Origin of the sequence: Lutispora sp., from assembly GCF_041687175.1 — a bacterium.
Lineage (GTDB): Bacteria > Bacillota > Clostridia > Lutisporales > Lutisporaceae > Lutispora.
The window spans coordinates 1-11,372 of record NZ_JAWLCK010000090.1; the positions used below are offsets into that span (position 1 = coordinate 1).

The 11,372-nt window shown below is 38.5% G+C and carries 14 protein-coding genes; 13 read left to right on the forward strand and 1 reads right to left on the reverse strand.

What is annotated here, in order from left to right; translation table 11 throughout:
- Nucleotides 1–126 precede the first annotated feature (126 nt).
- From upp to ACESM9_RS11690, 7 genes are all read left to right on the forward strand, one after another.
- Nucleotides 127–768 (forward strand): uracil phosphoribosyltransferase, encoded by a 642-nt coding sequence (gene upp, locus ACESM9_RS11660; protein ID WP_372998664.1) that lies wholly within the window; start codon nucleotides 127–129, stop codon nucleotides 766–768.
- A gap of 21 nt (nucleotides 769–789) precedes the next feature.
- Complete coding sequence (locus ACESM9_RS11665; protein WP_372998666.1) at nucleotides 790–1,248, forward strand: deoxycytidylate deaminase; 459 nt, start codon at nucleotides 790–792, stop codon at nucleotides 1,246–1,248.
- Between the two features lie 390 nt (nucleotides 1,249–1,638).
- Nucleotides 1,639–2,697, forward strand: a complete 1,059-nt coding sequence (locus tag ACESM9_RS11670) for an MraY family glycosyltransferase (RefSeq protein WP_372998669.1) — start codon at nucleotides 1,639–1,641, stop codon at nucleotides 2,695–2,697.
- 57 nt (nucleotides 2,698–2,754) lie between these two features.
- Nucleotides 2,755–3,903 (forward strand): non-hydrolyzing UDP-N-acetylglucosamine 2-epimerase, encoded by a 1,149-nt coding sequence (gene wecB, locus ACESM9_RS11675; protein ID WP_372998672.1) that lies wholly within the window; start codon nucleotides 2,755–2,757, stop codon nucleotides 3,901–3,903.
- 69 nt (nucleotides 3,904–3,972) lie between these two features.
- Nucleotides 3,973–4,626, forward strand: coding sequence for an acetate CoA-transferase subunit alpha (atoD, locus tag ACESM9_RS11680; protein WP_372998675.1), 654 nt, complete (start codon nucleotides 3,973–3,975; stop codon nucleotides 4,624–4,626).
- A 1-nt stretch (nucleotide 4,627) separates the two neighbouring features.
- Nucleotides 4,628–5,293: a CoA transferase subunit B gene (locus ACESM9_RS11685; RefSeq protein ID WP_372998678.1), complete on the forward strand. Its 666-nt coding sequence runs from the start codon at nucleotides 4,628–4,630 to the stop codon at nucleotides 5,291–5,293.
- 138 nt (nucleotides 5,294–5,431) lie between these two features.
- Complete coding sequence (locus ACESM9_RS11690) at nucleotides 5,432–6,184, forward strand: YwmB family TATA-box binding protein (RefSeq protein ID WP_372998680.1); 753 nt, start codon at nucleotides 5,432–5,434, stop codon at nucleotides 6,182–6,184.
- Nucleotides 6,185–6,202: 18 nt separating this feature from the next.
- On the opposite strand, the gene ACESM9_RS11695 is transcribed toward ACESM9_RS11690, so the two are convergent.
- On the reverse strand, nucleotides 6,203–6,352 hold the full coding sequence (locus ACESM9_RS11695) for a Spo0E family sporulation regulatory protein-aspartic acid phosphatase (protein ID WP_372998683.1): 150 nt from the start codon (nucleotides 6,350–6,352) through the stop codon (nucleotides 6,203–6,205).
- 209 nt (nucleotides 6,353–6,561) lie between these two features.
- On the opposite strand from ACESM9_RS11695, the gene spoIID reads away from it, so the two are divergent.
- The 6 genes from spoIID to ACESM9_RS11725 all read left to right on the forward strand — a co-directional run.
- The gene (gene spoIID, locus ACESM9_RS11700; RefSeq protein WP_372998686.1) at nucleotides 6,562–7,518 is read left to right on the forward strand and encodes a stage II sporulation protein D; all 957 of its coding nucleotides are present in this window, start codon (nucleotides 6,562–6,564) and stop codon (nucleotides 7,516–7,518) included.
- Between the two features lie 53 nt (nucleotides 7,519–7,571).
- Nucleotides 7,572–8,354, forward strand: a complete 783-nt coding sequence (locus ACESM9_RS11705) for a peptidoglycan DD-metalloendopeptidase family protein (RefSeq protein ID WP_372998689.1) — start codon at nucleotides 7,572–7,574, stop codon at nucleotides 8,352–8,354.
- 82 nt (nucleotides 8,355–8,436) lie between these two features.
- Nucleotides 8,437–8,691: a sporulation transcriptional regulator SpoIIID gene (gene spoIIID, locus ACESM9_RS11710; protein WP_372998692.1), complete on the forward strand. Its 255-nt coding sequence runs from the start codon at nucleotides 8,437–8,439 to the stop codon at nucleotides 8,689–8,691.
- Between the two features lie 182 nt (nucleotides 8,692–8,873).
- Nucleotides 8,874–9,902 (forward strand): rod shape-determining protein, encoded by a 1,029-nt coding sequence (locus tag ACESM9_RS11715; protein ID WP_372998695.1) that lies wholly within the window; start codon nucleotides 8,874–8,876, stop codon nucleotides 9,900–9,902.
- Nucleotides 9,903–10,232: 330 nt separating this feature from the next.
- Nucleotides 10,233–10,997, forward strand: coding sequence for a flagellar basal-body rod protein FlgF (gene flgF, locus ACESM9_RS11720; protein ID WP_372998697.1), 765 nt, complete (start codon nucleotides 10,233–10,235; stop codon nucleotides 10,995–10,997).
- Nucleotides 10,998–11,009: 12 nt separating this feature from the next.
- Nucleotides 11,010–11,372: flagellar hook-basal body protein (locus ACESM9_RS11725; RefSeq protein WP_372998700.1), on the forward strand; the 363-nt coding region annotated here is incomplete at its 3' end.

Below are 11,372 nucleotides of genomic sequence, written 5' to 3' on the forward strand. Positions count from 1 at the left end.
CTTTAGCACCACGCACCATGTGTCACGCGCCCCGCGCCGTGAACCGAACCAAAAAATAGCAAAAATACGCATCATATAACAGGACTAAAAAGGAATACCTAAAAGCAAAACAAAAGGAGGAGAAAAATGAAAAAATACGGTAGTAATGTACACATAATAGACCATCCCATGATACAGCATAAGCTGACAATCTTGAGAGACAAGAATACAGGTGTCAAGGAATTCAGAGAGGTTGTAGGAGAATTAGCATTATTCATGGGTTATGAAGTTACCAGAAATCTTCCACTTGAGGATATAGAAATTGAAACTCCTATATGCAAAACTACGTCAAAAGTTATATCGGGCAAAAAACTTGGAATTGTTCCCATACTTAGAGCAGGATTAGGAATGGTTGATGGTCTCTTGAGCTTGGTACCAACAGCTAAAGTCGGACATATAGGTCTTTATAGAGATCCTGAGACCCTGAAGCCTGTAGAATACTATTGCAAGCTTCCTACCGACGTAGCAGAAAGAGAGCTTATTGTTCTGGATCCCATGCTGGCTACAGGTGGTTCAGCCATAGCAGCAATAACTTTTCTGAAAGAAAAGGGTGCTCAAAACATAAAACTTGTGAATCTCCTGGCAGCGCCGGAAGGTATTGAAGCAGTGGTAGAGGCTCATCCCGACATAGAGATTTATATTGCAGCAGTTGATGAAAAACTAAATGATCATGGTTACATAGTACCGGGTTTGGGAGATGCCGGAGACAGATTGTTCGGCACAAAATAATAAATCCTTGAGGAGAGTATTATGAATAATGATATGAAAAGGCCTTCTTGGGACCAATATTTTATGGAAGTAGCCGAAGTGGTGAGAAAAAGGTCAACCTGCATGAGAAGGCAGGTGGGAGCTGTTATTGTTAAGGACAACCGTATCTTGTCTACAGGATATAATGGGGCTCCAAAGGGTCTTAAGCACTGCGCAGAGGTAGGCTGTACCAGAGCTAATAACAATGTGCCTTCAGGTGAAAGGCATGAGCTGTGTCGTGGACTCCATGCAGAGCAAAATGCAATAATCCAGGCTGCTGTGTTCGGTACGGCAATTGATGGAGCAACCATCTATACCACATTATCCCCTTGCGTTCTCTGCACAAAAATGATCATAAATTCTGGAATAAAAAGGATAGTATTGAGGGAACAATATAATGACCCTCTAGCAATTGAAATGTTGGAAGAATCGGGAATTACTGTCGTAAAAATTGATAAATAGGCAAATAGGCAAATGGGCTAATAGGCAAATGGGCTAATAGGCAAATGGGCAAATAGGTGATATGTCATTTTGAACGCAGCGATGTAGGGAACGGTTCATAACCGTTCCGTTGGCTGTTGAGACCAGAAGCAAATTAATTAACAAGAACTACTAATGAATTTATGAAGTAAAACAGGCACTAAAATGAAAAAACAGTGTCCTTCAGTGTTTTTAGTGGTTTCAAAATGAAACAAAAAAGAAAATTTTGTATCATGTTATTTTTTAAAAATAGTTAAAAATAATATGGGGAGAACTGATAAAACCTGTATAATACAAGTTTGACTTTGATGTTTTTATGATTTAAAATGAAAATATTGGACAGATTAAACTATAATACCCGGGAGTGATAAAATGAAAAACTTAATTATGGCTTTTGCAATCCCAGCTATCTTTGCATGTGCTGTTACTCCTTTTGTAATACACTGGGCAGAAAAAGTAAAAGCCATAGATGTACCAAAGGATACCAGAAGAGTTCACAAAAAACCCACTCCTTTGCTAGGTGGTTTATCTATTTATTTTGCTTGCCTTATAGGAATACTTCTATATGTGCCCTTAAATCAAAAGATTATAGGAGTATTGGCAGGTGCAACATTAATTGTAATTTGCGGGTATTTTGACGACATCAAACCTCTTTCAGCAAAGACAAAATTTGCCGTTCAAATAATTGCAGCTATTATAGCTATGTATTCCGGAGTAAGGATAGATAGGATAACCAATCCACTGGACTTCATCATTGAGGGTAATTGGATAGAACTAGGAGTGTTTGCCTATCCAGTGACTTTGTTCTGGATTGTGGGACTTACCAATGCATTCAATCTTATCGATGGCCTTGATGGATTGGCGGCAGGTTTATCAGCAATATCGTCAGTTACTCTTATGGTAGTAGCTTTGCTTACAGGACCTGAAGAAGCTTATATTATAGTTATGACAGCAATACTTGCAGGATCTATATTAGGGTTCTTGCCTTATAACTTCAATCCTGCCAAGATATTTATGGGTGATACAGGAGCCATGTTTTTAGGCTATATGCTTTCTGTAATATCCGTACTGGGTGTTTTGAAGAGTGCCACAGCTCTATCTATGCTGGTTCCTATTTTTGCAATGGGATTGCCTATATTCGATACACTGTTTGCAATGATAAGGAGATTTGCCAGCGGAAGGTCTATGGTGGAGGCGGATAAAGGGCATTTGCACCATAGGTTATTGGCAAAAGGATATAGTCAGAAAAAAGCTGTACTAACTCTTTATTCTATAAGTGCAGTTTTGGGAGCAGGCGCTGTAGCTTTGGTGGAGACAAAGCTTAAAACTGCATATATACTTGTATTTGTGGTTTTTCTCTTAGCCTCTATGGGGGTAAAATATTTAGGACTATTAGATGCAGGAGACACTAACAACAAACTTGATGTTTAACGAAAAAGCAAAAACAGCACGGCCTAAATTTGGCTGTGCTTTTTTTAGGAGGTTGCTATGATAAAAATTCTCTCAGTATTTGGTACCCGGCCGGAAGCCATTAAGATGGCTCCCTTAGTTAATTTTCTTCAGAAAAGCGATGATTTTCAATCTGTGGTATGTGTTACTGCACAACACAGGGAAATGTTGGACCAGGTTTTGGATATTTTTCAGATCAAGCCGGATTATGATCTGGATATAATGAAAGACAGACAAAGCCTGACAGATATAATGGTAAATGCACTTATGGGTTTGGAGGGTGTAATAAAGGAAGTAAAGCCTGATATGGTACTGGTTCATGGAGATACATCCACCACTTTTTGCGGTGCTTTGGCGTCATATTACAACAGAGTCCAGCTAGGTCACGTGGAAGCAGGGCTCAGAACTTTCAATAAGTATTACCCCTATCCGGAGGAAATGAACAGGAAGCTTACAGGGGTATTGGCGGATATACATTTTTCTCCCACCAATAATTCAAAAAACAATTTATTGGCAGAAGGGGTTTCTCAGGATAACATATACATAACTGGCAATACCGTCATAGATGCCTTGAAGACTACAGTGAGAAAGGATTATGTATTCAATAGTCCAATTCTCAGGGCTCTTGATTTTAGCAAGAAAGTGATACTTGTTACAGCACATAGAAGGGAGAACCTGGGACAACCTTTGAAGAACATTTGCAATGCACTAAAGGCTATTGTGGAAAACTATAAGGATACAGAGATAGTGTATCCTGTTCATATGAACCCTGCGGTAAGGGATATAGTTTTTTCAATACTAGGAGGGCATGAAAGGATTCACCTGATAGATCCTGTAGACGTGCTGGAGATGCATAATTTGATGGACAGATGCCATCTTGTTCTCACTGATTCAGGAGGTCTTCAGGAAGAAGCGCCATCCCTTGGCAAGCCGGTTTTGGTCTTGAGAGGTGAGACAGAAAGGCCAGAAGCTATTAAGTTTGGAACTTTAAAACTAGCAGGAACGGATAAGGATAATATTTATGCTATGACTTCTTTGCTCTTGGAAGATAGAAATGAATATGACAAAATGGCCAATGCAGTAAATCCCTATGGGGACGGATTTGCTTCAGAGAGAATAGGAGAAAGCATTCTATACCATTTAGGTAAAATAAAGGAAAGGCCGGAGGATTTTATCCCTAAACAGTAGCAAACAAAATCTACATGTATTATAATATATCTGGACAAATTAAATAATCTTTATGGTGGAGGTGGACTTGTGAATAAAATAAAAAGCATTGAACAAGTGTTAGAGCATATTCATGATGGCATGACCATTTCCGTAGGAGGCTTTTTGGCTTGTGGAACTCCTGAGACCTTAGTCGATGCAATAATTGAAAAGGGAGTAAAAGATATTACTCTGATATGCAATGATACAGGTTTTCCTGATAAGGGAGTCGGGAAATGGGTAGTCAAAGGCATGGTGAAAAAGGTAATAGCATCCCATGTAGGCACAAATCCAGAGACAGGCAGACTCATGAATACCGGCGAGATGGAAGTTGAGCTTGTACCCCAAGGTACTTTGGCTGAGAGAATTCGAGCAGCCGGTGCCGGCTTAGGCGGAGTACTGACACCAACAGGCATAGGTACTGTAATTGAGGAAGGCAAGCAAAAGATCAATGTTGAAGGCAAGGATTATCTCCTGGAGCTTCCTCTGAAGGCTGATATAGCCCTTGTTAAGGGAAGCAAGGTTGATAAGAAAGGCAATGTGTATTATAAAAAGTCTACTAAGAATTTCAACCCATTGATTGCTACCGCTGCTGATTTAGTAATAGTTGAAGCAGAGGAAATGGTAGAAGTGGGCGAGATAGACCCCAGTGATGTAATGACCCCGTCTATATTTGTCGATATGATAGTAGAGGGGAGGAAATAAAATGATTGAAGATAAAAACAGAAAAAGAGAAATAATAGTTAAAAGAGTAGCAAAGGAATTAAAGGACGGAGATTTGGTTAATCTTGGCATAGGAATGCCTACCCTCGTTGCTAATTATATACCTGAGGGAATAGATATTATGCTTCAATCAGAAAATGGATTCGTAGGATTGGGACCTGCTCCTGATGAAGCAAATATTGACCCAGACATAGTAAACGCAGGCGCTCAACCTGCTACTGTAGTACCTGGTGCTGCATTCTTTGACAGCGCGACTTCTTTTGGAATAATCAGAGGAGGTCACTTGGATGTAACAGTTCTTGGAGCACTTCAGGTAGATCAGGAAGGCAATTTGGCAAACTGGATGATACCTGGCAAGATGGTTCCAGGCATGGGCGGAGCTATGGATTTGGTAGTAGGAGCCAAAAGAGTTATAATTGCCATGGAACACACTGCAAAGGGAAATCCAAAGATTTTGAAGAAATGCACTCTACCCCTTACAGCAGCAGGACAGGTTGATTTGATAGTAACTGAAATGGGAGTTATAGAGAAGACAGATAAGGGCTTAGTGCTTACAGAAATAGCTCCAGAGACAACTGTTGAGGAAGTTCTGGCAGCAACAGAAGCAGACCTGATTATCTCAGAAAATTTGAAAGAGATGGATATATAAAAGCAGCGCAAGCTGCTTTTTTTGCAACTAGAGACCGACTCTAAAGGAAAACCTTAAACCTGAGTTCTGAGCTCTGAGTTCTAATACGTATATCACCCCAAATAATAGGCAATAATCCCATTATAGGGGTGGAATAATATGAGAAAAAGAAAAATAATCATTGCTTTAAGTGTTGTTTTGATACTTGTATCGGGTTTCATATGCAAGGATATAGCAGGAAGCATAAATAACGAAGATGCTATACTAACTTTTCTTGAAGAATCGGATGCTGTGATTGAAGAAAGCATGCTGACAGGTTGGAATATTATAAATGAGAAATTTATGGATCAGCAGGAGATAAGCTTGAAGTTTGATGAGATAATAAGTGTATTTGGCTTTAACGAAGAAAATATCATAAAAGAATTTGAAACACATGAAGATATGAACAAAGGAATACTAAGTATAAAGGAAGATGGATCCAAATACACTATAACCATTGAATCTTTCAGAAACAAAGATCAAGGGGAAAAAACCTATCTCTCCTTAATAGTAGTTTTTAATGGTTTTTACAAAAACTTGTTTGAACATAGAAATTACATGGAAGAATTTTATGCAAAGGTGGACCTGCCTATAGAACTTGATATAGTTGTCATTGGAAATTTTGCAGGAAAAGTAACAAAGGAATTAGCTGAGTCCACCATAAATAAGCTTCTCAACACCATTGACGCTAATGAAGTTGAGAGCATAAAAAATCAAGAACTTATTAGCATATCTGCATATAGTCGTAAAATAGATGATTTCATCACATCCAATGGAAATAAGATTAATGTTCAGATTGGGATGCGCTATAGTCAATATTATGATAAGACTTATATCTGGATCGGATCGCCTATAATACCTTTTGAATATTAGTGAGTGAAAATGTCATTATTATTTTATAGTTTCCAACTGACATAATAACTTATCTAATTCTTGACTGAAGTTAAGCACAATATCACTTTCAATTCCATAATTCTCTATTAAATCATGGAGATTTTCTCTCATGATTTCTATTTTTTTGCACAATTCTTTGTTTTTCATCACCATACCCCCGGATTCTCTTCAACATTTCAATTCTATAATATTAGACGATAAAACTCAAGGAAAAACATCATTCAAAGTTCACCAAAAAGCAGCATAATTATACATAATTTATAGCATAAAAAGCAGTCATATTCCTAGTGTCTCTCAAATAGTATAAATATAGCAATTGAACGAGGCTTCAAAAACTGAGTTTGAGAGGTGGATGAATGAAAAGATATACATTAAGTGCTATTTTTTTGATTTTTTTGCTTTTTGCATTGCCGGTAGCAGTAATCAGCTGCTTCAGAGAGAGCACCGAAGAGAAAAAGGTTCCTGAAAGTAAGCTTCATCTAAAAGTTTATGATTGTCAGAAAGATAAATTGATAACCATGGAATTTGAAGAATATATCAAAGGCGTTGTGGCAGCAGAAATGCCAGCGAGCTTTCATATAGAAGCATTGAAAGCTCAAGCTCTTGCAGCCAGAACATATACTCTGCTTAGAATGAAAAGTTTTGGAGGTAAAGGCTGCAGCGAACATCCTGAAGCGGATATTTGCACAGATTCTACTCATTGCCAGGCCTATGTGGATCCTAATACACTGGGCAAGAATTATAAGAAAATTAATGAAGCAGTGACTTCAACAGAAGGTGAGGTAATAGTATACGAAGACAGACTAATAGATGCAGTTTTTCACTCTACCAGTGGGGGAATCACAGAAAATTCAGAGGATGTTTGGATAAATAAAGTGCCCTACCTTAGAAGTGTATTAAGTCAATACGAGGATCACTCTCCAAAGCTTATAAGCACAAAACAGATAAGCGTTGATGACTTTGTGTCAGGTATGAAGTCTTTGGATAATACTATCAAGCTGGACAAAAAGAACATTGAAACTCAGATACAGATAATGGAGAGAAGCAGTGGAGGGAGGATACTAAAAATCAGAGTTGGGGATAGATATTTCACCGGAAGGGATATAAGAGAGCAGTTTGGATTAAATTCATCAAACTTCACAGTTGATATTGACAAGAATCATATAACCTTTGCAGTTGTTGGATATGGACATGGAATAGGCATGAGCCAATATGGAGCTGACGGAATGGCAAAACATGGTGCAACATATCAAGAAATAATAAAGCATTATTACACTGGCGTAGAAATTGTCCCATTAGAAAGCTTGCAATAATTTTTGTATTATTTTTGAAACCTCTGGCAATAATACTGGTGGAGGTGTAACAAATGAAGTTTGATGAATTTTTTTCAAAACGCAAAATCATTATCCCTGTTGTAATCATAATAATTGCAATGTTGGCGACTGTAGGCGCATGGCAGTACAGAAGGTATCTGGACAATAGATATTCTGAGATGGACTTTGAAAGAGGACTGGAGGAGTTTGAGGACTTAGAAGAGATTGGAGAAGAGCCGGGCTCATTACAAGGTGGCATAAGCATAGTAGAAGAAGAGCCTGCAGAACAAGCAGAAGAGACTAGACAGGATATCACAGAAGTAAATGTCAGTCAACCCTCCCAACCAAAGCTTTCAGAGAAAAAGCCTAAAGAAACTGCTGTCACTGCTATTAAAATGCAGGAACCAAAGGTTGAGACTATGCTAGCCCCAGTATTCGGCACTATATGCTTAGATTTTTCAGACACTGAGCTTGTTTACTCAAAGACTCTGGACATGTGGACCACTCACGAAGGCTTAGACATTAAAGCAGAGGAAGGCAGCCAAGTTAGAGCTGTAATGGATGGAATAATATCTGAAGTAACAAATGATCCTCAGTGGGGCATGACCATAGCCATTGACCATGGAGGCGGAGTAACAAGCATATACAGCAATCTTTCTACTTTGGATATGGTTACATTAGGCCAAGAGGTGAAAAAAGGTGATGTCATAAGTGGTGTTGGAAGAACTGCCATTATCGAAATAGCAGAGGAACCTCATTTGCATTTTGAAATAATGAAAGATGGAAAAAATCTGGACCCCAAGATTTATCTGCCCAAACAATCATTGAATCGATAGGGGTGTGAGCTTAATAAATGTTCTATATTGATAAAATTCCGCATATTAATGTAAAAAAGACACAGATAAGGGGGTATATGAGTTGAAGGATTACATTGAGGAAAGAGCGCTTGAGATAGCAAAGTATATAATAAGCAGCAGGACAACAGTGAGAGATGCAGCCAAAATTTTTGGCGTAAGCAAGAGTACGGTACATAAGGATGTTACCGAGAGACTGCCCAAGATAAATCCAGTGGTAGCTCTTCAGGTTAAGGAAATAATGGATAAAAATAAGGCAGAAAGGCATATCAGAGGCGGAAAAGCAACCAAAATGAAATATCAAACCTTAAATTTATAATAGCCCCCGCTTTAGCTGTAAAGCTCCGGTAGCAAAATTAGTACCGGAGCTTAAATTTTGCACAATAAAAAGGGTTTTTGTAATTTATATAGAAATATATACGCTGTACTATGTAAATTTAAGGAATAGACTTATGATTTAATCGTCATAATATATATATTTATAAATGGAGGTATTATTTGATGTTTGGAGGACAGGATTTAGGAATAGACTTGGGTACAGCCAGCGTATTAGTCTATATCAAGGGAAAGGGTATCGTACTTAATGAACCTTCAGTAGTAGCTATCGACAGGAATAATAACAAAATCCTCGCAGTAGGCGAAGAAGCAAGACTTATGTTGGGAAGGACACCAGGACATATAGTAGCAGTAAGACCATTAAGAGATGGTGTAATATCTGATTATAATGTTACCGAGAAAATGCTCAGGTACTTTATTGATAAAGCCATAGGAAGAAAGAAGATATTTAAGCCCAGAATGGTGGTATGTGTTCCCAGTGGAGTAACTGAAGTAGAGAAAAGGGCTGTTATAGATGCTGCCAATCAAGCTGGAGCAAGAACCACCAAGCTTATTGAAGAACCAATTGCGGCAGCTATTGGAGCAGGGCTTGATATTTCAAAAGCCAGTGGAAATATGATTATAGATATAGGAGGAGGTACATCGGATATTGCGGTAATATCTTTAGGCGGCATAGTTGTATCCTCTTCCATAAAAGTGGCTGGAGACAAATTCGATGAAGCTATAGTAAGATACATGAGGAAAAAACATAATGTGATGGTTGGAGAGCGTACAGCGGAAGAGCTGAAGATAAAGGTTGGTACAGCATATCCGAGGGATGAGGAAGTTACAATAGAAGTGAGGGGGAGAAATCTTATATCTGGACTTCCTAAGACCATGGAGGTAACATCTCAGGAGATGTTAGAGGCATTGACGGAGCCTGTAGCTGCAATAGCAGATGCAGTACATTCTGTGTTGGAAAGAACTCCGCCGGAACTTGCCGCAGATGTGAGCGACAGAGGAATTGTTATGACAGGAGGAGGCTCCTTACTTTATGGACTAGACATGCTTATTTCAAAGAGGACAGGCATTCCTGTATATATAGCAGAGGATCCTGTATCTTGTGTTGCAATGGGAACGGGTAAGGCATTGGAAAATATAGATGTTTTGCAGACCTCAGAACCCGGAAGCAACAGAAGATTAGGGAATTACTAATTTAACGTTGGAGAGATGGAGAACACGAAATTTTGTAGGGAACGGTTCATAACCGTTCCCTACTAATTCTATTTGGCAGAAGTCATATCATGATCGAATTATTCGTAATGAGAAAGAATATAAGAAAATTTGGGAATACATTGACACAAATCCATTGCGTTGGGAAAATGATTGCTACTATATCTAAACTACTAGATTTGTGTAACTGTATAATCTAAAGCTATATTTTTGTTCTTTCCCCTAAACTATATTCCCATTCATGCCGATAACATAAATGATAATCTAAAATTATATAGAAATATGGTGATGATTATGATCAGAGGATTGTACATGTCAGCATCAAGTGCTGTTTCCGAAGGGAAAAGAATAGATACCATAAGCAATAATATTGCAAATGTAAATACCACTGGTTTTAAAAAGGACTTGTATGTTACCCAAAGCTTCCCAGAAATACTCACTATGAAAATGGGAGGGGAGGCTCCTAATATAAGCGGTGTAAAACTACCGCCTCCTCTAAACGCTATAGGTACAATGAATGCAGGAGTACATACAAGTGTTGTAGTAACAGATTTTGCTCAAGGAAGCCACAATCCAACCAATAACCCATTGGATGTTGCCATATCCGGGGAAGGGTTTTTTACAGTAGAAACTGAAGCTGGTGAAAGATATACAAGGGATGGAAGCTTTTCTCTGAATTCACAAGGGTATCTGGTAACCAAGGATGGGCATAGAGTCTTGGGTGAAAATGGGTATATACAAATCAGCGGTGAAGATATAAAAATCAATGAAAAGGGCGAGATAACTTCCAACGGAGAGTTCATTGACAGGCTTAAGCTTGTTGATTTTGAAGACTATAGTGCTTTGATGAAGGAAGGAAATAACCTATATACCATAATATCAGAAGAATGGACTGATAATGACAAAGCCTTTACAGGCGCTGTAAAACAAGGATTTATTGAAGGTTCAAATGTGAATGCAGTTAAGGAAATGACTGAAATGATAACCATGTTCAGGACTTACGAGGCAAACCAGAGAGTTATCAGGGCTCATGATGAGTTGTTAGGAAAAGCAGTTAACGAAGTAGGAAGAATATAGGGGGTATGAAGTATGATGAGAGCGCTATGGACTGCAAGTACAGGAATGACTGCACAGCAGCTTAATGTGGATAATATATCCAACAATTTGGCAAATGTAAATACTGTAGGATATAAAAAATCAAGGGCGGAGTTCAAGGATCTTTTGTATGAAACATTGGAGAGGGACACCATAAGGGACGGCGAAGGTAAGCCTGTGAGCGTCCAGGTAGGACATGGTGTAAGAACTTCTGCCATAACAAAATTCTTTACTACAGGAAATCTGGAACAGACTTCAAATCCTTATGATTTAGCCATAAATGGTGACGGATTTTTCATGGTTATGGGACCTAATGGGGAAGAATTGTATACTAAGGACGGAAGTTTCAAGCTATCA

Bases quoted from the DNA above. Each gene is read 5' to 3' on its own strand.
- upp (WP_372998664.1), top strand. From the start codon at position 127: ATGAAAAAATACGGTAGTAATGTACACATAATAGACCATCCCATGATA.
- ACESM9_RS11665 (WP_372998666.1), top strand. From the start codon at position 790: ATGAATAATGATATGAAAAGGCCTTCTTGGGACCAATATTTTATGGAA.
- ACESM9_RS11670 (WP_372998669.1), top strand. From the start codon at position 1,639: ATGAAAAACTTAATTATGGCTTTTGCAATCCCAGCTATCTTTGCATGT.
- wecB (WP_372998672.1), top strand. From the start codon at position 2,755: ATGATAAAAATTCTCTCAGTATTTGGTACCCGGCCGGAAGCCATTAAG.
- ACESM9_RS11685 (WP_372998678.1), top strand. From the start codon at position 4,628: ATGATTGAAGATAAAAACAGAAAAAGAGAAATAATAGTTAAAAGAGTA.
- ACESM9_RS11690 (WP_372998680.1), top strand. From the start codon at position 5,432: ATGAGAAAAAGAAAAATAATCATTGCTTTAAGTGTTGTTTTGATACTT.
- ACESM9_RS11695 (WP_372998683.1), bottom strand. From the start codon at position 6,352: ATGAAAAACAAAGAATTGTGCAAAAAAATAGAAATCATGAGAGAAAAT.
- spoIID (WP_372998686.1), top strand. From the start codon at position 6,562: ATGAAAAGATATACATTAAGTGCTATTTTTTTGATTTTTTTGCTTTTT.
- ACESM9_RS11705 (WP_372998689.1), top strand. From the start codon at position 7,572: ATGAAGTTTGATGAATTTTTTTCAAAACGCAAAATCATTATCCCTGTT.
- ACESM9_RS11715 (WP_372998695.1), top strand. From the start codon at position 8,874: ATGTTTGGAGGACAGGATTTAGGAATAGACTTGGGTACAGCCAGCGTA.
- flgF (WP_372998697.1), top strand. From the start codon at position 10,233: ATGTCAGCATCAAGTGCTGTTTCCGAAGGGAAAAGAATAGATACCATA.